Below are 23,751 nucleotides of genomic sequence, written 5' to 3' on the forward strand. Positions count from 1 at the left end.
CCGCTGACCTGGTGCTGGGAGTTCCACACCCGATGTGGGAAAACTAGTCTGCACCAGGGCTTGAGAGTTCTTCTGCTAGTGCCGGGCCTGTGGATGGGGCTGGGGAACGAGGGCCCTCTGACCGGCCGGTTAACCGCCGATGGCGGTGGGCATGATGCCCACCGCCATCGAACTCGTGCTGCGTTACTTCGCGGCGACGACCTGCAGGCTGATCGTGGCGACGATGTCGTCACGGAGCCGGATCGTGGCCTCGTGGTTCCCCGTGGCCTTGATGGCGTTGGGGATCTCGATCTTGCGCTTGTCGACCTGGCCGATGCCGGACTCCTCGACCGCCTTGGCGATGTCGGACGTCTTGACGGAGCCGAAGAGGCGCCCGCCCTGGCCGGCCTTGACGGTGAGCTTGACGACCTTGGCCTCGAGGCGGCTCTTGAGGTCCTGAGCCTCCTCGATGGTCGCGTGCTCGCGAGCGGCACGCGCGGCCTTGATCTGCTCGATCTGCTTCTCGCCGCCACGGCTCCAGATGACCGCGAAGCCCTGGGGGACGAGGTAGTTGCGGGAGAACCCGTTCTTGACCTCGACGACGTCGCCGGGGGAACCGAGGCCGGAGACCTCGGTCGTGAGGATCACTTTCGACATTCCATTACCCCTTAACGGCCGGAGCCGGCGTAGGGGAGAAGTGCCATCTCACGCGCGTTCTTGACTGCGCGCGCGATGAGGCGCTGCTCCTGCACCGAGACACCGGTGATGCGACGAGCGCGGATCTTTCCCCGCTCGGAGATGAACTTGCGGAGGGTGGCGACATCCTTGTAGTCGATGACGCCGACGCGGATGGACTTCGCCGGGGCGGCGTTCTTGCCGCCCTTGGCTCCGCGGAGAGGCTTGCGGCGGTCGCCGCTGCTCTTTCCAGCCATGATTCTTCCTGTCTTTCGTACGTAGTGCGACGAGCCCTAGAAGGGCGTCTCGTCGTTGAAGTTGCCGGGGTTGGACCAGCCGCCGTCGCCGCCGGAGTTGCCTCCGCCGGAGCTCGCGGGGGTTCCCCACGGCTCCTCGGCCACCTGCTGCTGGGGCTGCCCGCCGCCGAACTGGCCGCGACCGCCACCGCCGGAGTTGCCTCCGCCGTTGCCGTTGCCGCCGCCCGACGCGCGGGTGACCTGCGCCGTGGCGTAGCGGAGCGAGGGGCCGATCTCGTCGACCTCGAGCTCGATGGAGGTGCGCTTCTCGCCCTCCTTCGTCTCGTACGACCGCTGCTTGAGGCGGCCGGTCGCGACGACACGCGAGCCCTTGGTGAGCGAGGACGCCACGTGCTCGGCGAACTCGCGCCACACGCTCGCACGGAGGAAGAGGGCGTCGCCGTCCTTCCAGTCGTTGCTCGCGCGGTCGAAGGACCTCGGCGTGGAGGCGATGGTGAAGTTGGCTACCGCCAGCCCGTTCTGCGTGTACCGCAGCTCCGGATCACTGGTGAGGTTGCCCACGACCGTGATGATGGTTTCGCCGGCCATCGACTACTCCCCGGTCTTCTCGCTGGAAGCGGCCTGCGCCGCCGGCTTGCCGGGCGTCGCCGGAGCGGCGTCCGTGGCGGGCGCCTGGGGCGCGGCGTCTGCGGCCTTGGACGTGGCGGCGGCCTTGCGGGCGGCCTTCTCGTCGGCGAGCTTCGCAGCGGAGGCGACCATGGCCATGGCCTCCTCGGCACGCAGCACCTTGGTGCGCATGACGGCCTCGGACAGGCCCAGCTGGCGGTCGAGCTCCTGCGTGGCCTCGCTGGTCGCGGTGAGCTGGACGACGGCGTAGATGCCCTCGTTCTTCTTGTTGATCTCGTACGCCAGTCGACGACGGCCCCAGACGTCGACATTGTCGACGGTGCCACCGCTGGTGCGGATGACGTTGAGGAACTTGTCGAGACTGGGAGCGACGGTGCGCTCATCGATCTCGGGATCGAGGATCACCATGAGTTCGTACTGATGCGTCACTAACCCACCTCCTTCGGACTTGAACGGTCGCAGACGATCTGCGACAGGAGGGTATGTGCATCTGTCCGCGCGGAGGAGGGGAATCCCGCCGCCGGGCGGACAACCTCGCAAGACTACCGGATGGGGAGGAGGCACACCAGCCGGATCCGCGTGGGGATGCGGGAGAAGCGGATCAGCCCTGCTCGGCCGCCCACCACGCGACGAGCCGGCGCCTGGCCTCGTCCTCGTCGAGCGGGCCCTCGTCGAGCCGCAGCTCGAGGAGGAAGCGGTAGGCGCGGCCCACCACCGGGCCGGGCGGCACGTCGAGGATCCGCATGATGGCCTCGCCGTCGAGGTCCGGGCGCACCGCCGCCATCTCCTCCTGCTCGGCGAGCTCGGCGATGCGGGTCTCCAGGTCGTCGTACGCGAATCCGAGGCGGTCGGCCTTGCGGCGGTTCTGCGTCGTGACGTCGGCGCGGGTCAGCATGTGGAGGCGCTCGAGCTCGGGACCGGCGTCGCGCACGTACCGGCGCACGGCGGAGTCGGTCCAGCCGCCCTCCGTGTAGCCGAAGAAGCGGAGGTGGAGCTCGACGAGGCGGGACACCGAGGCGATGGTGTCGTTGTCGAAGCGGAGGGCGCGCAGGCGGCGCTTCGCCATCTTCGCGCCGACCACGTCGTGGTGGTGGAAGGTGACGACCCCGCCCGGCTCCAGGCGCCGCGTCGACGGCTTGCCGATGTCGTGGAGGAGCGCCGCCAGGCGGAGCACGAGGTCCGGCGCCTCGCCCGGGTGACGGCTGCGCTCGTGGTCGATGGCCTGGTCGAGCACCTGGAGGGAGTGCTGGTAGACGTCCTTGTGGCGGTGGTGCTCGTCGGCCTCCAGCTTCATCGCGGGGAGCTCGGGCAGCACGTGCTCCGCGAGGCCGCCCTCCACGAGGAGGTCGAGGCCGGCGCGCGGCTCGGGCGTGCGCAGCAGCTTGCTGAGCTCGTCGCTCACGCGCTCGACGGAGATGTCGAGGATCCGCGGGGCCATGTCGCGGATGGCCGCGAACGCAGCGTCGTCGAGCCGGAACCCGAGCTGGGAGGCGAAGCGCACGGCGCGCATCATGCGGAGCGGGTCGTCGCCGAAGGAGACCTCGGGGGCGACGGGCGTGCGGAGCACCTGGGCGAGGAGGTCGTCGATGCCGCCGGACGGATCCACCAGCACGACCTGCGGCAGGCGCACGGCGAGCGCGTTCACCGTGAAGTCGCGGCGCACCAGGTCCTCCTCGAGGGAGGAGCCGAACTCGACCTCGGGCTTGCGGGAGACGCCGTCGTACTGGTCGGTGCGGTACGTCGTGATCTCGACCTGCTCGCCCTTCACGCGCGCGCCGATCGTGCCGAAGGCGCGGCCGATGTCCCAGTGGGCGTCCGCGACGGGCTTCACGATCTCGAGGATGCGGTCGGGCCGCGCGTCCGTGGTGAGGTCGAGGTCCGTGGCGTCGCGGCCGAGGAACGCGTCGCGCACCGGTCCGCCGACGAGGGCGAGCTCGTGGCCCGCCTCGTGGAAGGCGCGCGCGAGCACGGCGACCGGGGGCGATGCGGCCAGCTCGCGGAGACGCTCGAGGGCCTGTGCGACGCTGTGCATGGTCGGACAGTCTACGGCCGCGGCGTGACGGGCTTCCGCGACCACGGCGAGCGCTCACGGGGCGTCCGGGGCCAGCGCTTTAGAATCGCCAGATGCACGCCGCGCCTCGACACGACGCCGGCCCCACCCGCACGGACAGAGCCCTCCGGCTGATCCGGCGATCCGCCCGACGCACGATCTCCACCCTCGTGTGCGTCACGGTCGCCGCCGGGACGCTCGCCGCCGGGACGGTCGCGGGTCCGGCGACCCCGGCTCACGCGGCGACCGAGGGCGTGAGCCTCTCGGTCACCCCCGCCGCCGAGGGCATCCTGCGACCCGGCGAGGACCTGCAGGTCACGGTCACGGTCGTCAACGCGACGGACGCCGCGGTGCCGGCCGGCGAGATCGACCTCGACCTCAACCGCACCGTGCTCGACAGGCGCACGGAGATCGACGGCTGGCTGGACGTCGCGGGCACCGAGGCCAACGCGCGCACGGGTCCCCGCATCGGCCGGACCGGGTCGCCGGAGGTCGCCGCGGGCGGCACCGTCGACGTGCCCGTCACCGTGCCGGCCGCCACCGTCGGCCTCCAGGGCAACCGCGGCGGGTTCGGCCCCCGGGGCCTCACGGCCGTGCTCGCGGCGGGCGGGACCACCGTCAGCACCGGCCGAGGCGCCGTCGTGTGGAGCCCCGGGACGGATCCCGCGGCGACGCCCGTCGCCGCCGTGATGCCCCTGACGGTGCCGCCCAGTGCATCCGACCTGATCGACGCGGAGGCGCTCGCCACCTACACGAGCCCGACGGGCACGCTCACGCGCCAGCTGGAGGCCGTGGCGGGCCGTCCGGTCGCGGTGGGCATCGACCCGCGCATCCTCGCCTCCATCCGCATCCTCGGCACCGACGCGCCCGCGTCCGCCGTGGAATGGCTCGAGCGCCTGAGGACCATCCCCAACGAGACCTTCGCCCTGGCCTGGGCCGACGCGGACGTGGCCGTGCAGGCGCAGGCGGGAGGCGCCGCCCTCCTCGCGCCGACGGACGTCACCTACGCCGTGCGGGCGAGCCGCTTCGCCGCTCCCGGATCCAGCCCGTCGCCCTCCCCCACCCGGGCGCCGGACGAGTCGCCCGCGCCCTCGCAGAGCCCCGCCGCCGCGGGGGACGCCGGCCGTGGATCCGCGACCGCCGGCCTCGCGACGACCGCGCCCGAGGAGAGCGGCAGCCCCGAGCCGACCCCGACGCCGACGGCTCCCGCCGCGTCCCCCGTGCCGAGCCTCGCGGACCTCACGGCGTGGGACTACACCATGTCCGGATTCGCGTGGCCGCTCGCCGGCACCGCCGTCGCGTCCGACCTCGGCGTCTTCGCGGCGAGCGGCACGACGACCACCGTCCTCTCGAGCGACGACGTCCGATCCACCGGCACGGCCCGCGTCGGCGCCGTCGGCGACGCGGGCGACGCGACCGTGCTCGTCACCGACGCCGACGTCTCCGCCCTCGTCGACCAGGCCCTGTCGGCCGAGACCGACCAGGGCTTCGGCATCGCGCTCGCCCGGCTCTCGGCCACCCTCGCCGCCGACGCCCGCGAGGCCGACGGCCACGTCGTCGTCGCGGCGCTGGAGCGCGGCTGGGCCGCGTCGAACGGACGCCTCGGGCAGCTGCTCGACGCCATCGGCGCGCTGCCCTACAGCGACACGGCTCCCCTCACCACGGCGCTCGGCAGCCCGGCCGTCGACGTCCAGGTCGTCGACCACCCGGAGGACGCCGACCGCGTCCGGCGCGTCGCCGACACCATGTCGCTGGAGGCGCAGGTCGACGCGTTCGCCAAGGCGGTCGAGAAGCCGGAGCTGATCACGGGCCAGCAGCGCCTGCTCCTCCTCGCGACCCTGTCCACGCGCTGGCGCGGCGAGGCGGATGGAGCCGTGACCGCCCAGGACGGTTACGTCGCCCAGGCCGATGCCCTGCTGTCCTCGGTCGCCATCACCACGCGCCAGAACACCGTCATCAGCGACACGACGAGCCTCCTCATCAACGTCAGCAACGCGCTCGACCAGCCCGTCACCGTGCGGCTGTCCATCACCGCGGGCAGCGGCCGGATCCGCGTCGACGACTCCGCCGTGGTCACCGTCCCCGCGCACGGCAGCGCGTCCGCCCGTCCGCCCATCACCTCCATCTCCAACGGCGACGTCGTGGTCACGGCCCGCCTCACCACCGAGGACGGCAGCGTGCAGGTCGGGGAGAGCGCCCCCGTGGAGCTCTTCATCCGCGCCGGGTTCGAGGCCGTGGTGACGACCCTGTTCGTCGCGGCGGTGGCCCTCCTGTTCGGCTTCGGCCTCTACCGCAGCATCCGCAAGCGCCGCCGCGCCCGAGCCCGGCAGCTCGCCGGCCTGCCCGAGGAGACCGATGACTGACCGGACCGCGACGATCCCCGCAGAGGCCACCCCATGACCGCGGCGACGTCCCGTGGCGGCGGCATCGGCCGCGCCTCCGCCCTGCTCGCGTCGGGCACGTTCGTCTCCCGCATCCTCGGCTTCGTCAAGGCGATCGTCCTGCTGCAGACCATCGGCGCGACCCTCGGCAGCTCCAACGCCTTCTCCAACGCGAACCAGCTCCCGAACAACATCTACGTGATCATCGCCGGCGGCGTCCTCAACGCCGTCCTCGTGCCGCAGGTCGTGCGCGCCGCCAAGCACGCGGACGGCGGCGCCGGCTACATCAACAAGCTCGTGACCATCGCGATCGTCGTGCTCGGCGGCGTCACCGTCCTCGCGACCGTGGGCGCCCCGGTCGTCTCGGGCATCTACGCCGCCACGCTGCCGCCGGACGTCTTCGCGCTCGTGGTCGCGTTCGCGTACTGGTGCCTGCCGCAGATCTTCTTCTACGGCCTCTACGCCGTGCTCGGGGAGGTGCTCAACGCCCGCGGGTCCTTCGGCCCCTTCACGTGGGCGCCCGTGCTCAACAACGTGATCGCCATCGCGGGCCTCCTCCTCTTCCAGGGGATGTTCGGATCGGGGAGCCGCCCGGTCGACGACTGGAGCCTCGACAAGATCGTCGTGCTGGCGGGATCCGCGACCCTGGGCGTCGTCGCGCAGGCGCTCATCCTCTTCGTCTTCTGGCGCCGCGTCGGCCTCCGCTTCCGCTTCGACTTCGCCTGGCGCGGCGTCGGCCTCGGCACGGCCGGCCGGCTCGCGGGCTGGACCTTCGGCATGCTCGTCGTCACGCAGCTCGCCGGCATCGCGCAGTCGAACGTCGCCAACATCGCGGCCACGTCGGACAGCCCGTCGAGCACGATCCTGCTCAACGCGTGGCTGTTCTTCATGCTCCCGCACTCGATCTTCGCGGTCTCCATCGCCACGGCCTACTTCACGCGCATGAGCACCCACGCGGGCGAGGGCGACCACGACAGCATGCGCGTCGACCTCTCCTCCGCGGTCCGCACGGTGGCGCTGATGACCGTCCTGTCGACCGCGCTCATCGCCGTCCTCGCGGGTCCGGTCGCGCGCGTCATGGTCTCGGGCGACATCGGCGAGGTCCGCGGCTACGGGATGGTGCTCATCGCCTTCATCCTGGGGCTGCCGGCGTTCAGCACGCTCTTCGTCCTGCAGCGCGCGTTCTACGCCCTGTCGGACACGCGGACGCCGTTCGTGATCCAGAGCGCCCAGGTCGTGGTGTTCATCGCCGGCGCCCTCGTCATCGCGCAGCAGCCGGTGGAGCTGATCGGCGTGGGCCTCGCGGTGCTGCAGACCGTCACCGTCACCGGGCAGGCCGTGCTCGCCGCCGTGCTCCTCCGTCGCCGCATCGGGCGCATCGACGGACGCCGGATCCTCCGCAGCTCCGTGCGCTTCGTCGTGGCGGCGGTGCCGACCGCGCTCGTCGGACTCGCCCTCCTGCTGCTGGTCTCCGACGGCGCGTTCGCCGGCGTGGGCGTCGCGTCCAAGGGTCAGGCGCTCCTCGTGGGCATCCCGCTCGCCGCGGTCATGACGGCCGTGTACCTCGCCGCCCTGGCCGCCATGCGCTCGTCCGAGCTGCAGCAGCTCGCGGGGCCCGTGATGCGCCGCATCCGCCGCCGCTGACGCCGCCGCCGACCCCATCCGCCGCGCCCGTGGCCGCTGCCGAACGGGACGCCGATCCGCCCGGGGGAGGCGGAGGAATAGCCGCTACCGTGGGTCTGTTGCAGAGGTGAGCGGGCGCCGGGACGGTGCCCCGCCGAGCAGTGGAGGAGAAGCCGTCGTGCGTCAGATCATCATCATCGGTTCGGGACCGGCCGGGTACACCGCCGCCATCTACGCCGCGCGCGCCAACCTCACCCCCCTCCTCATCGCGAGCTCGGTCGAGGCCGGCGGCGAGCTGATGAACACCACCGAGGTGGAGAACTACCCGGGCTTCCCCGAGGGCATCCAGGGCCCCGACCTGATGATGGCGATGCAGGCGCAGGCCGAGCGCTTCGGCACGGAGGTCGTCCTCGACGACGTCACGTCCGTGGAGCTGGAGGGCGACGTCAAGCGCGTCACCCTCGGCAACGGCGACGTGCACGAGGGCCTCGCGGTCATCGCCGCCACCGGATCCGCGTACCGCAAGCTCGGCCTCCCCGCCGAGGACCGCCTGAGCGGCCACGGAGTCTCCTGGTGCGCGACCTGCGACGGGTTCTTCTTCCGCCAGAAGACCATCGCGGTCGTCGGCGGCGGCGACAGCGCCATGGAGGAGGCCACCTTCCTCACGCGCTTCGCGGAGAAGGTCTACGTCATCCACCGCAAGGACTCGCTGCGCGCGTCGAAGATCATGCAGGAGCGGGCGTTCGAGAACCCGAAGATCGAGTTCGTCTGGAACGCGCAGGTGGTCGACATCACGGGCGACGAGAAGGTCGACGGCGTCGTCCTCGAGGACACCGTGACCGGCGAGCAGCGCCCGCTCGCGCTCGACGGCCTGTTCATCGCCATCGGCAACGACCCCCGCACGCACCTCTTCCACCAGCAGCTCGAGCTCACCACCGAGGGCACCATCGCCGTCGACGGCCGCTCCTCCCGCACGAACCTGCCGGGCGTCTTCGCCGCCGGCGACGTCATCGACCCCACCTACCGCCAGGCCATCACGGCCGCCGCCTCCGGCACCATCGCCGCGCTCGACGCCGAGCACTTCCTCGCGTCCCTGCCCGACACGCTGCTCGACGCGGCGTCCGACGGCCCGGACGGACCCGCCGGACACGGCGCCCCCGCAGCCGGCAGCGCGGTGGACCCCGACGGCGAGCTCGTCGGCGCCGAGCACGCGTAGCACCGGGGCCGCCGGCCCCGCCACCGCCTCGGGACCCGGGAACCGCCCGGATCCGCACGAACTACACGAACCGCACGAAGGAGCACACATGTCCCACGCACGCGACGTCACCGACGCCAGCTTCCAGTCCGACGTCCTCGATGCCGAGAAGACCGTCATCGTCGACTTCTGGGCCCCCTGGTGCGGCCCGTGCAAGGCCGTCTCCCCGATCCTCGACCAGATCGCCGCCGAGAACCCCGGCATCGAGCTCGTCAAGATCGACGTGGACGACAACCCCGAGGTCGCCATGAAGTACAAGATCACGTCGATCCCCGCCATGAAGGTCTTCCAGGCCGGCGAGGTCGTCAAGACGGTCATCGGCGCCAAGCCGAAGCCGGCCCTCGAGCAGGAGTTCGCCGACTTCCTCAAGTGATCCCGCGTCGCGGTCCCTCGAGGATCGCGACACCCCGCACGGAGGGCCCGGCACCGCACAGGTGCCGGGCCCTCCGTCGTCCGCGGTCGCGGACCGTGTCCGGCCAGCCCGGGCATGCCCTCCGCGACCGCCCGTTAGGCTGATCGGCAATCGGACAGTGAGAGACGTGACGTGACTTCTGCAGGCAGCCCCCGCGATCCCGCGGGCACCACCCTCGACCCCTGGTTCCCCCACTACGCGGAGAGGACCTCGGGCCTCAGCGCCTCCGAGGTCCGCGCCCTCTTCGCCGTGGCCTCCCGACCCGAGGTCGTCTCGCTCGCCGGCGGCATGCCGTTCGTCTCCGCCCTCCCGCAGGAGCTCATCGTCTCGGCGATGGAGAAGGTCATGCGCGAGCGCGGCCCCGTCGCCCTGCAGTACGGCGGCGGCCAGGGCACGCCGGAGCTCCGCGAGGACATCCTCGAGATCATGGCGCTCGAGGGCATCCGTGGCAGCGTCGACGACATCGTCACGACCACGGGCTCGCAGCAGGCGCTCGACCTCGTCACCAAGCTGTTCATCGACCCGGGCGACGTGATCCTCGCCGAGGCCCCCAGCTACGTCGGGGCCATCGGCGTCTTCCGCAGCTACCAGGCCGTGGTGGAGCACGTGGTCATGGACGACGACGGCCTCGTCCCCGAGGCGTTGCGCGAGGCCATCGCGCGGATCCGCGGCGAGGGCCGCGCCATCAAGTTCCTCTACACGGTCCCCAACTTCCACAACCCCGCCGGTGTCACCATGTCCGCCGCGCGGCGCCCCGAGATCCTCGAGATCTGCCGGTCGAACGACATCCTCGTGCTCGAGGACAACCCCTACGGCCTCCTCTGGTTCGACCGGCCCGCCCCGGACGCGATGCGCAGCCTGGACGACGAGGGCGTCATCTACCTCGGCTCGTTCTCCAAGACGCTCGCCCCCGGCTTCCGCGTGGGCTGGGCCCTCGCACCGCACGCCATCCGCGAGAAGCTGATCCTCGCCCAGGAGTCCGCGGTCCTCTCCCCCAGCTCCTTCAGCCAGCTGATCATCTCGGAGTACCTGCACGCGTCCGACTGGAAGGGCCAGATCGACACCTTCCGCGGCGTGTACCGCGAGCGGCGCGACGCGACGCTCTCCGCCCTCCAGGAGCATCTCCCGGGCCTCAGCTGGACCGTCCCGAACGGCGGCTTCTACGTCTGGCTGAAGCTGCCGGAGCAGCTCGACTCGAAGCAGATGCTGCCCCGCGCCGTCACGGCGCTGGTGGCCTACACGCCCGGGACGGCGTTCTACGCGGACGGCCGCGGTCGCGATGCCATCCGCCTGTCGTTCTGCTACCCGACACCGGAGCGCATCCGCGAGGGCGTGCGGCGCATGGCCGGGGTGATCGACGACGAGCTCGACCTGCTCACGACCTTCTCCGGCACCGGGGCGCTGTCGTCCCGGTCCACCACGAGCGTCTCCGCGCCGCCGCCGGACCTCGACTGACCACCTCTCCCCCGCACGCCCTCGGACTCCGAACACGACTGGATCGAGCATCATGACCGCACACGACCCCCTCTCCGTCGTCGTCCTGGCCGGCGGGATCTCCCACGAGCGCGACGTCTCCCTGCGCAGCGGCCGCCGGGTGGCGGACGCGCTGCGGAGCGTGGGCGTGGACGCCACCATGCGCGACCCGGACGCGACCCTGCTCGACTTCCTCCGCGACACCCCTCCCGCGGTCGTCTGGCCGGTCCTGCACGGCGCCAGCGGCGAGGATGGAGCCCTGCTCGGCCTCCTCGAGCTCGCCGGGGTGCCCTACGTCGGGTCGTCGGCGCGTGCTGCGCGCCTCGCATGGGACAAGCCGACCGCCAAGGCAATGGCCGAGGCCGCCGGGATCCGCACCCCGCGCTCGGTGACCCTCCCGAAGGACACCTTCCGCGAGCTCGGGGCAGCGGCCGTCCTCCGACTCGTCTCCGAGGCGATGCCGGCCCCCTACGCCGTCAAGCCGGCCCGGGGCGGATCCGCCCAGGGCGTCACGATCGTCCGGGATGCCGAGGCCCTCCCCCGCGCCATGGTGGACGCGTACACCTACGGCGACGTCGCCATCATCGAGCAGCTCGTGGAGGGCACGGAGATCGCGATCGGCGTCCTCGACACCGGGGACGGACCCGAGGCGCTGCCGGCCACCGAGATCGTCCCCACGTCCGGCGTGTACGGCTACGAGGCGCGCTACAACGCGGGCCTGACCCGCTTCTACACGCCGGCCCGGCTGGCGGACGCCGAGGGCGCCGCGGTGGCTGACGCCGCCGTCCGGATCCATCGGGCGCTCGGCATCGGGCAGATGTCGCGCGTGGACCTCATCGTGGACGCGGACGGCCTGCCGTGGTTCCTCGAGGTCAACGTCATCCCGGGTCTCACCGAGACGTCGCTGCTGCCCCAGGGGCTCGGCGCCGCGGGCATCGAGGTCGGTGCCCTCTACCGCCGGCTCGTCGAGGCCGTCGCCCGCTCCTGACGCGCTGGCGGCTCCGTGCCCGCAGGGCACTCGCAACCCACTCACGAGTCGTGATGCTCTGACGCAGCGCACGTCTGCGACACGCCATCGGCCGCTGGGCTGATCACCGTCGCCGAGTTCGGATCGCGACGGGCTACGGCTCTCAGGCGTCCGGCGTCTCGGCGGGCACGCCCATCTCGTCGGCGATGCGAGCGAGGTCCCCCACGGTCGCGAAGTCGATGACGATCTGCCCCTTCTGCGCCGACATCGTCACCCGGACGCTCGTGTTGAGGTGGTCGCCGATCCGCTGCGCCGTCTCGTCCAGATGCGCGGTGCGGGGCGAGGCCGTGACCTTGCGCGGCTTCGTCGTCTTCTGACCGCGTTGCGCCGCCGCCTCCGCCGCGCGGACAGACAGGTCCTCGTTGACAATCTTGTCGGCCAGCAGCCGCATGGCGTCGTCATCGCCGGACGAGAGGATGGCCCGAGCGTGGCCGGCGGAGAGCACTCCTGCCGCTACGCGGTGCTGCACGTCCTCGGGGAGTCGCAGGAGCCGGATGGTGTTGGTGATCTGCGGCCGCGACCGCCCCAGTCGCTGCGCCAGCTCATCCTGGGTGATGGCGAAGTCCGCGAGCAGCTGCTGGTAGGCGCTCGCTTCTTCGAGGGGGTTCAGCTCCGACCGGTGCAGGTTTTCCAGGAGCGCGTCCCGCAGCATCGACTCGTCGGCGGTGTCCTTGATGACGGCCGGGATCGTGTCGAGCCCCAGCTCCTTCGTGGCCCGGAGACGCCGCTCCCCCATCACGAGCTCGTACCGCGCCCGTCCGGTGCCGTCCACTCCCAACGGACGCACCACGATCGGCTGCAGCACGCCGTACTCACGGATGGAGACCACGAGCTCCTGCAGCTCGTCGGGACGGAAGTCGGTGCGCGGCTGCTGCGCGTTGGGTGTGATGTCCGCAGGATCGAGGTTCGCGAGTCGCGCTCCGGGGACGGCGACCAGCTCTGGCTCGCTGCCGGCGGCCACATCACGACTTCCCTTCGCGACGCCGGACGGTGCTCCCGCCGCGGCGGAATCAGGGAAGAACACGTCAACGGGACGGCTGCGCTCGTCGGAGGTGGGGATGAGGGCGCCGATGCCGCGCCCCAGGCCGGTTCTCTTCGTTGCCATTATCTGGACGCTCCTCGGTGTGCGATCTCGGCGGCGGCCTCCAGGTAAGAGAGCGCGCCGGGTGAGTTGGGGTCGTAGCTGATGACGCTCTGGCCGTAGCTGGGGGCCTCGCTGATCCGCACGGAGCGCGGGATGAGCGTCCGGAGGGTCTGATCCGGGAAGTGCTCGCGGACCTCGGCCGCCACCTGCTGAGCGAGGTTGGTCCTGCCGTCGTACATCGTCAGCAGGATCGTGGAGAGGGCCAGCTCGGGGTTGAGGTGCTGCGAGATGAGCTGGATGTTGGACAGCAGCTGGCTCAGGCCCTCCAACGCGTAGTACTCGCACTGGATGGGGATCAGCACCTCCCGCGCTGCCGCGAAGGCGTTGATGGTCAGCAGGCCGAGCGACGGCGGGCAGTCGATCAGGACGTAGTCGTACCCATGTCCTTCGTCGGATTCGAGGAAGGCATCCAACGCGATGCGGAGGCGACGCTCGCGATGGGGTAGAGCGACGAGCTCGATCTCCGCCCCCGCGAGATGGATCGTCGCCGGAACGCAAGACAGGGTCTCGAACTCCGGACTGCGTTGGATCGCGTCCGCGATGGGTGCCTCTTCCACGAGCACGTCGTACACGCTCGTGATCTCACCCTGCCGGTCGACTCCCAAGGCCGTGGATGCGTTGCCCTGGGGGTCGAGATCGATGACGAGAGTGCGGGCCCCGGACTTCGCGAGCGCTGCGGCGAGGTTGACCGTCGAGGTCGTCTTTCCCACCCCGCCCTTCTGGTTGGCGATGGTAAAGACACGTGTGGCGGCCGGTCGTGGGAGCACCTGACCGGCAAGCGCCTTGCGTCGTCGGCTCGTCTCCGAGAGCTCCCTCATGATGGGACTCAGTTCGTCGTCCATGCGGGCCCTTCGGATCGGTTCGGGATGGGCCTGTCGGCGGCCACGTAGGTAGGGTGCGTTTCACGTGAAACATGGGAGCGGGTCGCCGGAATCACCGGCTGGTCAGGCTGTTTTTATTAGAATCACTCTACGCGTGCACGGATCACTCGAGTCGTCTCTGTCACGACGTCCTCACCCAACGTGATCACCTCGACGTCTTCGAGGTGGTACTTGCGGATCGCCTTGCTCGCGGCCTCCACCTCGCGCTCAGCGTTGGCCCCCTTCATGAGGACCATCTCCCCGCCGGTTCGCACCATGGGAGCCGCGAGGGGGATCAGCTTGGCGAACGCGCTCACCGCACGGGCGGTGACCTGGTCGAGTACGTACTTCGTCGCCACATCCTCCGCTCGCGCTCGTTCGACCACGACGTTCCTCAGGTCGAGAAGACCAACCTGCTCCTCCAGCCATGCGACCCGACGCTCCATTGGCTCGATCAGCACGAATTGCACGTCGGGTCGAGCGATGGCCAGCACCAAGCCGGGGAGACCAGCCCCGGTTCCGATGTCACCCACGAGTCCAGGCCGAAGAAGTGGTGCGACGAGGACCGAATTGAGGATGTGTCGAGTCCAGATGCGTGCCGGCTCCAGCGGACCGATGAGCCCCAGCTCCTCGCCACGCCTCCCCAGATCAGCCGCAAAACTCCGTGCGACATCCATCTGCGAACCGAACAGCTGAGCGGCGACTGCCGGCTCCGCCTCAATGGTCAGCGCGTCACTCATCCTGACCTCACATCACGTACATCATCTGCTTCTGGCGGTCTATACAAGAAGACCAACCCCTACCGACGACGTGGTCGCCTCGGCCTGGATGAGTTTAGCTGATGGCGACGTACTCCTCCGGTACCGTCGATTGATGACTGGTTTCACGTGAAACCCGCTGTCGCGAGCGAGAGGAACGAACCCCTCCTTCGACGAGCCGAAGGGAGCGATAATGAGGTCGACATCGGGGTGACCCGAGGACCTGCCCGGGGAGAGGGCCCGACGCTATCGCCACTCCCCCCACTCACTCCCATACACGCGCTCGTCCCCGGGTACTCCCAAATTGAACATTGTGTGACCGAGACCCCGCAGGCGAGCGGCTTTCGTGCTGACGTTTCACGTGAAACACCTCCGCTCTGCACCATCGCTCTGTACCTCCTTTTTGCACCACCGTCCGCGCCGCCGGTCCACGCTGCCAGTCCGCGCCGTGCGTCCGCGCCGCCGATTCGCGAATTTGATAGCACAGCCGTGCTACCACAGGTGACCGTGACATGAGGAAGGGGCAGGACCCCAACGGGTCCTGCCCCTTCCGGCGGCTGTGCCGGCAGTCACGCCTTGGTGATCACCGTATGCCGATCGCGCCCTTCGCCTTCGGACTCCGACGTGTAGCCGCGCTCCGCGACGATGTCGTGGACGAGCTTCCGCTCGTACGACGACATCGGCGGCAGCGCCGCCGACGAGGAACCCGCCGAGATGCGCTCGATGGCACGATCGACGAGTCGACCGAGCTCCGCCTGTCGCGCGTCGCGCGATCCCCCCACGTCCAGGATGAGTCGCGAGAACGCACCCGTCTTGTTCTGCACCGCCAGGCGCGTGAGCTCCTGCAGCGCCGTCACGGTCTCTGGGTCGGATAACAGCCGGAGGTCCTGCGAGTCCGCGGCGTCGACAGACACGTAAGCGCGACCTCCACGCTGGTCGATGTCGATGTCCCCGTCGAGGTCGCAGATGTCGAGGAGCTCCTCGATGTAGTCCGCGGCGATGTCACCCTCGTCGACGCCGGTCACGGGCGCGACGTCGCCACCACCACCACCGCCCTCCATTGCCTCAGGCGCCGTGGGGCCTGGCGCGAGCTCATCCGGGGAGACGGAGATCGGATCGCTCATCGGTTCTTGGATCCCGCCTGCTTCTTGGCGCGGTTCTTGCCCACCGGCTGCTGGCGCTGGACGGGCTTCCGCTCCTCCACCACGACGGTGCCGGCGTCCGCTGACGTCTCCGGAGCCACGAGCTTGCCCTTGCGGGCTAGACGCGCCTCACGGGCCCTCGCGGCCTCGCTGCCGGGCGTCGGCATGTTGCGGATCACGAGGAACTGCTGGCCCATCGTCCAGAAGTTGGAGACGAGCCAGTAGAACATCACGCCGAGGGGGAAGGCGATGCCGGAGACGGCGAAGACGAGCGGGAGGATGTACAGCAGGATGCGCTGCTGCTTGAACATCGGGCTGGCCTTGGTCTCCTCCGACATGTTCTTGGCCATGATCTGGAGCTGCGTGATGAACTGCGACGCGCTCATGAGGATGACCATCGTGGTCGCGATGACGATGACCGTGATGTTGCCGTTGGCCGTCGAGATGGCGGACTGCAGGGGAGCACCGAGGAAGGACGACTCGCCGAACGACCGGGACAGGTCCGCGTTGAGGAGACCGATCCCGGGGAGTTCCTCGACCGCAGCGCGGTGCAGCACGGAGTAGAGCGAGAAGAAGATCGGCATCTGCAGGAGCAGCGGGAGGCAGCTACTCAGCGGGTTGGTGCCCGTGTCCTTGTACAGCGCCATGGTCTCGCGGGACATCGCCTCGCGGGAGAACTGGTCGCGCTTGCCCTTGTACTTGTCCTGGATCTTCTTCAGCTGCGGAGCGACCTCCATCATGCGGCGCTGGTTCTTGATCTGGCGCACGAAGATGGGGATGAGCGCGGCACGGACCACGAGCACCAGGCCGACGATCGAGAGCACCCACGTGGCGCCGTTGTCCGGATCCATGCCGATGCTGGTCCAGAGGGTGTGGAAGCCGACCAGGATGAGTTCGATGACCCACTTGATCGGCCACAGGATCGTTCCGAGGAAGTCCATGAGTGGTCGTTAGCCCTTTCCGTGGCTGGGTGCGACGACGAATCCGAGCCGCGTGCGTCGGTAGTGCTGGTCCCGCCGAGCGGGGACGTCGTCGATGCCGCCCTGCGCCCACGGGTGGCAACGGCACACGCGCCACGCTGCGAGAGCGCCGCCGCGGACGAGCCCGTGCTCCTGGACCGCCTCGAGCCCGTACGCCGAACAGGAGGGGTAGTAGCGGCAGACGTCCCCGTAGAGAGGGGAGACGATGCGTCGGTAGAGCGAGATCACGGCGATGGCCGCGTTCCGAGGCGCGAGGACGACGGAGGTCAGTGCCCTCATCATGACGTCCTCACGGCGCGCGTCACGGCTGACGCGATCTCCCCCTGCAGGGTATCCCACGCTGTCTGCTCCATGCCTGGCAGGACGCGGATGACGACGGAGCTGCCTGTCGGCACCGTCGGCAGGAGACCGGCGGAGACCGCCTTCAGACGACGACGCACGGTGTTGCGGATGACGGCGTTGCCGACCTTCTTCGACACGATGAACCCGAAGCGGGTGGGGCTGTCGACGGGAGCGGTCGTCGCATACACGACCGCGGTCCCCGTGGTGGCTCGGCGCCCGCGACGCACGATGGTGCGGTAGTCCGCACCGCTCGTCACGCGGTTCCGCCGAGCGAGCACGTGCTACGCGGAGAGCTCGGTGCGTCCCTTGCCACGACGGGCGGCGAGGATGGCACGGCCGGCACGGGTGCGCATGCGGAGGCGGAAGCCGTGCTTCTTGGCCTTCTTGCGGTTGTTCGGCTGGAAGGTGCGCTTGCTCACGGTGAGTCTCCACTCAGGTTGGTCCACGGGGCCGACGAGTGCGGCTGGGAAGATGGGGCAGCCTCGACAGGCTGGGTCAACTGCCTAAATCTACGGGTCGAGGGCCCTCCGGTCAAACCCGGGAGCGGAAGCGCGATTATCCACACGGGGAGCCGGATGGCCGGTATTGACATGCCGGCGTCGATAGGGTCGATTTGTCCTGATCCTCGGCGGTGGCTAGCGTGTGGCGTGGCCGCGACGCGTCGAGGATCGCTCGCGCGGTGCAGGCGGCCCGTTCGCACACAGGGTGGATAACCCTGTGAGTAACTATGCTGTCCGCGGTCGCGGTACCGGACGGTCCGCACCCTCGGAGTCTCCGGGGACGGACGCCGCACGCACGACGCGACGCTCGTCCAGCGTCGACAGCAGGCCGCAGCATCGCGTGCAGGCCCGGCGCGAGCCGTCGGATCCGAGCACCGTGACGGCAGATGGGGAAACATGTCCGACCGCTCCGACCCGACGCACGCGATCTGGCAGAACGTGCTGGCCGCGCTCACCGCGGACGACCGCATCACCCCGCAGCTCCATGGCTTCATCAGCCTGGTCGAGCCCAAGGGCGTGATGACCGGCACCCTCTACCTCGAGGTGCCCAACGACCTCACCCGCGGGATGCTCGAGCAGCGCATCCGCGTCCCCCTCCTCAACGCCATCGGCTCCCTCGACGAGACGGCCGGGGTGAGCAACTTCGCGATCGTGGTCAACCCGGAGATCGCGCAGGACGCGTTCGCGCAGCATCCCGAGCCGGCGACCGAGCAGCCGTACATCGAGACGCCCACCATCACGGCGCCCGCCGACAACCCGGGCCTGCCCGCCTCGCCCTCGCGAGGGGACTCGAGGCTCAACCCGAAGTACGGCTTCGACACCTTCGTCATCGGCGGATCCAACCGCTTCGCGCACGCCGCCGCGGTCGCCGTCGCCGAAGCGCCGGCCAAGGCCTACAACCCCCTCTTCATCTACGGGGACTCCGGCCTCGGCAAGACGCACCTCCTCCACGCCATCGGCCACTACGCCATCAGCCTCTACCCGGGCATCCGCGTGCGGTACGTGAGCTCGGAGGAGTTCACGAACGACTTCATCAACTCGATCGCCAACAACCGGTCATCGCTGTTCCAGTCGCGCTACCGCGACAACGACATCCTCCTGATCGACGACATCCAGTTCCTCCAGGGCAAGGACTCCACCCAGGAGGCCTTCTTCCACACCTTCAACACGCTGCACGACCACAACAAGCAGGTGGTCATCACCAGCGACCTGCCGCCGAAGCACCTCACCGGCTTCGAGGACCGCATGCGGTCGCGCTTCGAGTGGGGCCTGATCACGGACGTGCAGGCACCCGACCTCGAGACCCGCATCGCCATCCTGCGCAAGAAGGCGCAGAGCGAGAAGCTGCAGGTGCCGGACGACATCCTCGAGTACATGGCCACCAAGGTCACCTCGAACATCCGGGAGCTCGAGGGGACGCTCATCCGCGTCACCGCCTTCGCGAGCCTGAACAAGACCCCCGTCGACCTGTCGCTGGTGCAGACGGTGCTCAAGGACCTGATCACGCTGGACGAGGACAACGTCATCGCGCCGGTCGACATCATCAACCACACCGCGGCCTACTTCAAGCTCACGGTCGACGACCTGTACGGGTCGTCCCGGTCCCAGGCCGTGGCAACCGCCCGCCAGATCGCCATGTACCTGTGCAGGGAGCTCACGAACCTCTCGCTGCCCAAGATCGGCCAGCTGTTCGGGAACCGCGACCACACGACCGTCATGTACGCGAACAAGAAGATCACCGAGCTCATGAAGGAGCGCCGGTCCATCTACAACCAGGTCACCGAGCTCACGAGCCGCATCAAGCAGAACCACCGCTACGGCAAGATGTGACGCCGTCCGGCCGCCTCCTCGTCGAGGTCGCGAGCTGACGACCACATGCGAAGGGGTCGGACCACGAGGTCCGACCCCTTCTTCGTGCGCCCGGCCACGAGCGCTCCAGGGCCCGTACGCGCATCACGACGACGGCGAAGCCCTCCGCCGGGGGAGCCGACGACGCTCCTGGCTCCCGATCGAGGCGCTCCGGAGCTCCGGCCGCGGTCGGATGGCCGTTCCCCACAGTGTGTACAGGGTGTGGATAACTGTGGAGAACCGCCGTCCGCGATGTGGGTTCGAACCTCCGGCCTGTGGAACCGACGATCGCGTCACGTCGGCGATCCGCCGAGTCCCCAGGCGGCTCCACACCCGTCCCACAACTTCCAGACGTGTAGTTCCCCCTGAACCGCGGCGATCCCGGGAGTTGTCCACAGATTCCACAGCGGTTAAGACTATTGATCCTTAAACCCTTCATTGGATGTCGCCCAAGAACCTCAGGGTGTGGATGGACCACGGGGCGCTGGCCCCCTCGTCGGCACGGCTAGCATTGACCGACAAATCTTCCGCTCATCGAGGGGTCCACAACGTGAAGTTCCAAGTCAACAGGGACGTCTTCAGCGAGGCGGTGTCCTTCGCCGTCAAGCTGCTGCCGCAGCGCACGACCCTCCCGATCCTGAGCGGTGTGCTGATCGAGGCGACCGAGGACGGGCTGACGCTGTCGTCGTTCGACTACGAGGTCTCGGCGCGGACGCAGATCCAGGCCGACATCGAGGAGTCGGGTCGTGTCCTCGTCTCCGGCCGCCTGCTCGCGGACATCGCGAACCGTCTCCCGAACGCGCCGGTGCGCTTCACGACCGACGAGTCGAAGATCACCGTCTCGTGCGGGTCGGCGCACTTCACCCTGCTGAGCATGCCCGTCGAGGAGTACCCGACGCTGCCGCAGATCTCCGAGCAGTCCGGGCTCCTGCCGGCCGAGCAGTTCGCCGCCGCCGTGTCCCAGGTCGCCGTCGCCGCCTCGCGCGACGACGTGACCCCGGTCATCACGGGCGTCCAGCTCGAGGTGGGGGAGACGAGCCTCGGCCTCATCGCCACCGACCGCTACCGCGTGGCGGTGCGCGAGATCGACTGGGACGGCGGCGACTCGTCGGGCGACGGCACCAGCCGCACCGCGCTCGTGCCGGCGCGCACGCTGCAGGAGATCGGCAAGACCTTCGGCCACAGCGGCACGATCTCCGTCGCCATCACCGACACGGACGACCGCCAGCTGATCGCGTTCAGCGCCGACAAGAAGACCGTGACGTCGCTCCTCATCCGCGGCAACTTCCCGCCCGTCAAGCGGCTGTTCCCCGAGACGGTCGACAACTACGCGGTCATCAACACGGCGGACCTGATCGAGGCCACGCGACGCGTCCAGCTCGTCCTCGAGCGCGAGGCCGCGCTGCGCTTCACCTTCACCATCGACGGCCTCACCCTGGAGGCCATCGGCTCCGAGCACGCGCAGGCATCGGAGAGCATCGACGCCCTCCTCACCGGCGTGGACACCGTCGTCTCGCTCAAGCCGCAGTTCCTGCTGGACGGCCTCGGCGCCGTCCACTCCGAGTTCGTCCGCCTCTCGTTCACGAAGACGGACAACCCCAACAAGCCCGGCCCCGTGCTCATCACGAGCCAGTCCTCCAAGGACCAGGCCGGCGCCGACAACTACCGGTACCTGCTGCAGCCGAACCTGCTGCTGCGCTAGACCGCGATCAAGGAGAGAACATGCACATCGGACTCGTCGGACTCGGCAAGATGGGCGCCCGCATGCGCGCGCGCCTCGAGGCGAACGGCATCGAGGTGACCGGCTACGACACCAACCCCGACGTCTCCGACGTGGCCACCCTCGACGACCTCGCCGCCGCGCTGCCCACCCCGCGCCTCGTCTGGGTCATGGTCCCGGCCGGGAAGGTCACGCAGAACGTCGTGGGCGACCTCGCCCGCATCCTCGAGCCCGGCGACCTGGTGATCGACGGCGGCAACTCCAAGTTCACCGACGACTTCGCGCACGCGGGCCTGCTCAAGGACAAGGGCATCGACTTCGTCGACGCCGGCGTCTCCGGCGGCGTCTGGGGCCTCGAGAACGGCTACGGCCTGATGGTCGGCGGCCCGGTCGAGCAGGTCCAGCGCGCCATGCCCGTCTTCGACGCGCTGCGCCCCGAGGGTCCTCGCGAGGAGGGCTTCGTGCACGTGGGTGACTCCGGCGCGGGCCACTACGCGAAGATGGTCCACAACGGCATCGAGTACGCGATGATGCAGTCGTTCGCCGAGGGCTACGAACTCCTCGCGGCGCGCAAGGACATCATCAAGGACGTCACGGGCACGTTCGAGGCGTGGCAGCGCGGCACGGTCGTGCGCTCCTGGCTGCTCGAGCTCCTGGTCAAGGCGCTCAAGGAGGACCCGGGCTTCGAGGACATCGAGGGCTTCGTGCAGGACTCCGGCGAGGGCCGCTGGACCATCGAGGAGGCCCTCGACAACGCCGTGCCCATGCCCGCCATCAGCGCGTCGATCTTCGCGCGCTTCTCCTCCCGCCAGGAGGACTCCCCGGCCATGAAGGCCGTCGCGGCGCTGCGCAACCAGTTCGGCGGCCACTCGGTGCAGAAGAAGTCCTGACCACCGGATGATCGTCCGTCACCTCTCCCTGGGTGACTTCCGCAACTACACCCGCGCGGACGTCGCGCTCCTGCCCGGTGCCACCCTCTTCGTGGGCAGCAACGGGCAGGGCAAGACGAACCTGGTGGAGGCGCTGGGCTTCCTGAGCACGCTCGGGTCGCACCGCGTCTCCACCGACCAGGCGCTCATCCGCCAGGGTGCCGACTCGGCCGTGATCCGGGCCCTCCTCCAGCACGCGGGGCGCGAGCTCCGGGTCGAGGTGCAGATCAACCGCTCGGCGGCCAACCGGGCGCAGGTGAACAGCACGCCCACGAAGCCCCGGGAGCTGCCGCGGTACTTCTCGAGCGTTCTGTTCGCGCCGGAGGACCTGGCGCTCGTGCGCGGGGATCCGTCCGGGCGCCGTCGCCTCCTCGACCAGCTCCTCGTGCTGCGGACGCCCCGGCTCGCTGGGGTGATGTCCGACTACGAGCGCGCGCTCAAGCAGCGCAACACCCTGCTCAAGTCGGCGCGGGCCCGGGGCATGAAGGCCGACCAGCTCGGCACCCTCGACATCTGGGACGAGCGGCTCGTGTCCATCGGCTCGCAGATCATCGCCGCCCGCGGTGCCCTCGTGCAGGACCTCCAACCGGAGCTCGCGCGGGCCTACCTCGCGGTGGCGGGATCCGACCACGGGCCGTCGGCGCGTCCGGAGCTGAGCATCCTGGCCGACGACCCCGGCGAGGACGACGCCGCGGACGAGTCGGGCTCACGGGACGGCGCGCGGTTCACGCGCACGGAGGACGTCGTCCCGGTGTTCACCGCCGCCATCGCCCGGATGCGTCCGCGTGAGCTCGAGCGGGGCCTCACCCTGGTGGGACCGCATCGCGACGACGTGCTGTTCCGCCTCAACGGGTTACCGGCGAAGGGCTACGCCAGCCACGGGGAGTCGTGGTCGTTCGCGCTGGCGATCAAGCTGGCGTCGGCGGAGCTGCTGCGCCGGGACTCGCAGACGGGCGACCCCGTCCTGATCCTCGACGACGTGTTCGCGGAGCTCGACCAGGCCCGCCGCGGGCGCCTCGCGGAGGCCGTGACCGGCTTCGAGCAGGTCCTCATCACGGCGGCCGTGTTCGAGGACGTGCCGGCGCACCTCGCCGCGAACGCCGTGCACATACGCGCCGGTGAGATCGTCGACGCACCCGGATCCGCGTCGACGGAGACGGACCCGGCCGGGGGAGCGGCGTGATCCCCCGCGCTCCCGACGGTGGCCCGATGCCGGAGTCGGAGGCGGTCGCCGTCTACCGCCGCTTCCGCCGCGTCTTCGGCGACGCGTCCGTCCGCTCGCCCTCGGCGCGGAAGCGCCGGGAGCAGAAGGCCGGCAGCTCGCCGTTCCAGCCGGGACGCGATCCCGACTCGCTCGGCAACGTCATGGACTCGCTCACCTCGCGCATGGGCTGGACCTCCTCCCTCTCGCAGGCCGAGCTCATGGCGGCGTGGACGACCATCGCCGGCGAGGAGACCGCGGTTCACTCCTCTCCGGTCGGCATCGAGGACGGCCTCCTCACCGTGGAATGCGAGTCCACCGCCTGGGCGACGCAGCTGCGGCTCATGCGCGTGGAGATCACGACGCGCATCGCCGAGCGCTTCCCGGACGCGGGCATCCGGTCGATCCGCTTCCAGGGCCCGAACGCCCCGTCGTGGAAACGTGGCCCCAGGTCGATCCCAGGGCGGGGCCCGCGCGATACCTACGGCTAGGGAGGCGAATCACCCCACCCCCGCCACGAAAGCGCGCCAGACGGGCGGATAGGCGGTGCGGAGGGTACTCCTGCGAT

At 69.8% G+C, this 23,751-nt stretch carries 23 protein-coding genes and 1 pseudogene; 11 read left to right on the forward strand and 13 right to left on the reverse strand.

The annotated features are described in order from the left end of the window. Positions 1 to 183: 183 nt before the first annotated feature. The 5 genes and pseudogenes from rplI to FGG90_RS11220 form a co-directional block, all read right to left on the reverse strand. Positions 184 to 636, reverse strand: a complete 453-nt coding sequence (rplI, locus tag FGG90_RS11200) for a 50S ribosomal protein L9 (protein ID WP_063070935.1) — start codon at positions 634 to 636, stop codon at positions 184 to 186. Between the two features lie 11 nt (positions 637 to 647). Further along, positions 648 to 911 carry a 30S ribosomal protein S18 gene (rpsR, locus tag FGG90_RS11205; RefSeq protein WP_012039648.1) on the reverse strand — a complete coding sequence of 88 codons (264 nt, stop codon included), beginning with the start codon at positions 909 to 911 and terminating at the stop codon, positions 648 to 650. A 36-nt stretch (positions 912 to 947) separates the two neighbouring features. After that, a complete protein-coding gene (locus FGG90_RS11210; RefSeq protein WP_086518434.1) occupies positions 948 to 1,499 on the reverse strand; it encodes a single-stranded DNA-binding protein in 552 nt (183 codons plus the stop codon). 102 nt (positions 1,500 to 1,601) lie between these two features. Next, positions 1,602 to 1,946 (reverse strand): annotated as a pseudogene (gene rpsF, locus FGG90_RS11215) (30S ribosomal protein S6); the annotation flags it as partial. Between the two features lie 193 nt (positions 1,947 to 2,139). After that, on the reverse strand, positions 2,140 to 3,570 hold the full coding sequence (locus tag FGG90_RS11220) for a CCA tRNA nucleotidyltransferase (protein WP_094127085.1): 1,431 nt from the start codon (positions 3,568 to 3,570) through the stop codon (positions 2,140 to 2,142). A gap of 92 nt (positions 3,571 to 3,662) precedes the next feature. Between FGG90_RS11220 and FGG90_RS11225 the strand changes: the two genes are divergently transcribed. The 6 genes from FGG90_RS11225 to FGG90_RS11250 all read left to right on the forward strand — a co-directional run bounded on the left by FGG90_RS11225 (position 3,663) and on the right by FGG90_RS11250 (position 11,720). Continuing rightward, a complete protein-coding gene (locus FGG90_RS11225; protein ID WP_094127083.1) occupies positions 3,663 to 5,951 on the forward strand; it encodes a DUF6049 family protein in 2,289 nt (762 codons plus the stop codon). Positions 5,952 to 5,984: 33 nt separating this feature from the next. Further along, positions 5,985 to 7,613 (forward strand): murein biosynthesis integral membrane protein MurJ, encoded by a 1,629-nt coding sequence (murJ, locus tag FGG90_RS11230; protein WP_094127081.1) that lies wholly within the window; start codon positions 5,985 to 5,987, stop codon positions 7,611 to 7,613. 157 nt (positions 7,614 to 7,770) lie between these two features. Next, positions 7,771 to 8,808: a thioredoxin-disulfide reductase gene (trxB, locus tag FGG90_RS11235; protein WP_094127079.1), complete on the forward strand. Its 1,038-nt coding sequence runs from the start codon at positions 7,771 to 7,773 to the stop codon at positions 8,806 to 8,808. Positions 8,809 to 8,896: 88 nt separating this feature from the next. Then, the gene (trxA, locus tag FGG90_RS11240) at positions 8,897 to 9,220 is read left to right on the forward strand and encodes a thioredoxin (protein WP_086518429.1); all 324 of its coding nucleotides are present in this window, start codon (positions 8,897 to 8,899) and stop codon (positions 9,218 to 9,220) included. A 171-nt stretch (positions 9,221 to 9,391) separates the two neighbouring features. After that, the gene (locus FGG90_RS11245; protein ID WP_094127077.1) at positions 9,392 to 10,714 is read left to right on the forward strand and encodes an aminotransferase-like domain-containing protein; all 1,323 of its coding nucleotides are present in this window, start codon (positions 9,392 to 9,394) and stop codon (positions 10,712 to 10,714) included. 52 nt (positions 10,715 to 10,766) lie between these two features. Next, a complete protein-coding gene (locus tag FGG90_RS11250) occupies positions 10,767 to 11,720 on the forward strand; it encodes a D-alanine--D-alanine ligase family protein (protein ID WP_094127075.1) in 954 nt (317 codons plus the stop codon). A gap of 142 nt (positions 11,721 to 11,862) precedes the next feature. Here the strand turns inward: FGG90_RS11250 and FGG90_RS11255 are convergent, their stop codons facing one another. From FGG90_RS11255 to rpmH, 8 genes are all read right to left on the reverse strand, one after another. Next, positions 11,863 to 12,864, reverse strand: coding sequence for a ParB/RepB/Spo0J family partition protein (locus tag FGG90_RS11255; RefSeq protein ID WP_094127073.1), 1,002 nt, complete (start codon positions 12,862 to 12,864; stop codon positions 11,863 to 11,865). Further along, on the reverse strand, positions 12,864 to 13,745 hold the full coding sequence (locus FGG90_RS11260) for a ParA family protein (RefSeq protein ID WP_094127071.1): 882 nt from the start codon (positions 13,743 to 13,745) through the stop codon (positions 12,864 to 12,866). The genes FGG90_RS11255 and FGG90_RS11260 overlap by 1 nt, the downstream gene beginning before the upstream one ends. Before the next feature lie 122 nt (positions 13,746 to 13,867). Further along, positions 13,868 to 14,503 (reverse strand): 16S rRNA (guanine(527)-N(7))-methyltransferase RsmG, encoded by a 636-nt coding sequence (gene rsmG / locus FGG90_RS11265; RefSeq protein WP_094127069.1) that lies wholly within the window; start codon positions 14,501 to 14,503, stop codon positions 13,868 to 13,870. A gap of 587 nt (positions 14,504 to 15,090) precedes the next feature. Continuing rightward, positions 15,091 to 15,582, reverse strand: coding sequence for a Jag family protein (locus FGG90_RS11270; protein WP_237583581.1), 492 nt, complete (start codon positions 15,580 to 15,582; stop codon positions 15,091 to 15,093). A gap of 59 nt (positions 15,583 to 15,641) precedes the next feature. Next, on the reverse strand, positions 15,642 to 16,604 hold the full coding sequence (yidC, locus tag FGG90_RS11275; RefSeq protein ID WP_094127065.1) for a membrane protein insertase YidC: 963 nt from the start codon (positions 16,602 to 16,604) through the stop codon (positions 15,642 to 15,644). A gap of 9 nt (positions 16,605 to 16,613) precedes the next feature. Next, a complete protein-coding gene (gene yidD, locus FGG90_RS11280) occupies positions 16,614 to 16,925 on the reverse strand; it encodes a membrane protein insertion efficiency factor YidD (RefSeq protein ID WP_094127063.1) in 312 nt (103 codons plus the stop codon). Further along, complete coding sequence (rnpA, locus tag FGG90_RS11285; protein ID WP_094127061.1) at positions 16,922 to 17,263, reverse strand: ribonuclease P protein component; 342 nt, start codon at positions 17,261 to 17,263, stop codon at positions 16,922 to 16,924. Before rnpA ends, yidD begins: the two co-directional genes overlap by 4 nt. A 3-nt stretch (positions 17,264 to 17,266) precedes the next feature. Further along, on the reverse strand, positions 17,267 to 17,404 hold the full coding sequence (gene rpmH, locus FGG90_RS11290; RefSeq protein WP_012039665.1) for a 50S ribosomal protein L34: 138 nt from the start codon (positions 17,402 to 17,404) through the stop codon (positions 17,267 to 17,269). Between the two features lie 477 nt (positions 17,405 to 17,881). Here rpmH and dnaA point away from each other — a divergent pair, with 477 nt between their 5' ends. From dnaA to FGG90_RS11315, 5 genes are all read left to right on the forward strand, one after another. Next, positions 17,882 to 19,315, forward strand: coding sequence for a chromosomal replication initiator protein DnaA (gene dnaA / locus FGG90_RS11295; RefSeq protein WP_063070919.1), 1,434 nt, complete (start codon positions 17,882 to 17,884; stop codon positions 19,313 to 19,315). A 568-nt stretch (positions 19,316 to 19,883) separates the two neighbouring features. Then, the gene (gene dnaN / locus FGG90_RS11300) at positions 19,884 to 21,035 is read left to right on the forward strand and encodes a DNA polymerase III subunit beta (RefSeq protein ID WP_094127059.1); all 1,152 of its coding nucleotides are present in this window, start codon (positions 19,884 to 19,886) and stop codon (positions 21,033 to 21,035) included. Positions 21,036 to 21,055: 20 nt separating this feature from the next. Beyond that, a complete protein-coding gene (gene gnd / locus FGG90_RS11305) occupies positions 21,056 to 21,943 on the forward strand; it encodes a phosphogluconate dehydrogenase (NAD(+)-dependent, decarboxylating) (RefSeq protein WP_012297499.1) in 888 nt (295 codons plus the stop codon). A 7-nt stretch (positions 21,944 to 21,950) separates the two neighbouring features. Beyond that, positions 21,951 to 23,165: a DNA replication/repair protein RecF gene (recF, locus tag FGG90_RS11310; RefSeq protein ID WP_094127057.1), complete on the forward strand. Its 1,215-nt coding sequence runs from the start codon at positions 21,951 to 21,953 to the stop codon at positions 23,163 to 23,165. Beyond that, positions 23,162 to 23,674, forward strand: coding sequence for a DciA family protein (locus FGG90_RS11315; protein WP_094127055.1), 513 nt, complete (start codon positions 23,162 to 23,164; stop codon positions 23,672 to 23,674). The genes recF and FGG90_RS11315 overlap by 4 nt, the downstream gene beginning before the upstream one ends. Positions 23,675 to 23,751 lie beyond the last annotated feature (77 nt).

The sequence above is a fragment of the Clavibacter michiganensis subsp. tessellarius genome, assembly GCF_021922985.1.
Lineage (GTDB): Bacteria > Actinomycetota > Actinomycetes > Actinomycetales > Microbacteriaceae > Clavibacter > Clavibacter tessellarius.

Bases quoted from the DNA above. Each gene is read 5' to 3' on its own strand.
- recF (WP_094127057.1), top strand. From the start codon at position 21,951: ATGATCGTCCGTCACCTCTCCCTGGGTGACTTCCGCAACTACACCCGC.
- FGG90_RS11255 (WP_094127073.1), bottom strand. From the start codon at position 12,864: ATGGCAACGAAGAGAACCGGCCTGGGGCGCGGCATCGGCGCCCTCATC.
- trxA (WP_086518429.1), top strand. From the start codon at position 8,897: ATGTCCCACGCACGCGACGTCACCGACGCCAGCTTCCAGTCCGACGTC.
- FGG90_RS11220 (WP_094127085.1), bottom strand. From the start codon at position 3,570: ATGCACAGCGTCGCACAGGCCCTCGAGCGTCTCCGCGAGCTGGCCGCA.
- FGG90_RS11250 (WP_094127075.1), top strand. From the start codon at position 10,767: ATGACCGCACACGACCCCCTCTCCGTCGTCGTCCTGGCCGGCGGGATC.
- rplI (WP_063070935.1), bottom strand. From the start codon at position 636: ATGTCGAAAGTGATCCTCACGACCGAGGTCTCCGGCCTCGGTTCCCCC.
- gnd (WP_012297499.1), top strand. From the start codon at position 21,056: ATGCACATCGGACTCGTCGGACTCGGCAAGATGGGCGCCCGCATGCGC.
- FGG90_RS11270 (WP_237583581.1), bottom strand. From the start codon at position 15,582: ATGGAGGGCGGTGGTGGTGGTGGCGACGTCGCGCCCGTGACCGGCGTC.
- dnaA (WP_063070919.1), top strand. From the start codon at position 17,882: ATGTCCGACCGCTCCGACCCGACGCACGCGATCTGGCAGAACGTGCTG.
- murJ (WP_094127081.1), top strand. From the start codon at position 5,985: ATGACCGCGGCGACGTCCCGTGGCGGCGGCATCGGCCGCGCCTCCGCC.
- rsmG (WP_094127069.1), bottom strand. From the start codon at position 14,503: ATGAGTGACGCGCTGACCATTGAGGCGGAGCCGGCAGTCGCCGCTCAG.
- FGG90_RS11260 (WP_094127071.1), bottom strand. From the start codon at position 13,745: ATGGACGACGAACTGAGTCCCATCATGAGGGAGCTCTCGGAGACGAGC.
- FGG90_RS11210 (WP_086518434.1), bottom strand. From the start codon at position 1,499: ATGGCCGGCGAAACCATCATCACGGTCGTGGGCAACCTCACCAGTGAT.
- FGG90_RS11225 (WP_094127083.1), top strand. From the start codon at position 3,663: ATGCACGCCGCGCCTCGACACGACGCCGGCCCCACCCGCACGGACAGA.
- yidD (WP_094127063.1), bottom strand. From the start codon at position 16,925: ATGATGAGGGCACTGACCTCCGTCGTCCTCGCGCCTCGGAACGCGGCC.
- yidC (WP_094127065.1), bottom strand. From the start codon at position 16,604: ATGGACTTCCTCGGAACGATCCTGTGGCCGATCAAGTGGGTCATCGAA.
- rpsR (WP_012039648.1), bottom strand. From the start codon at position 911: ATGGCTGGAAAGAGCAGCGGCGACCGCCGCAAGCCTCTCCGCGGAGCC.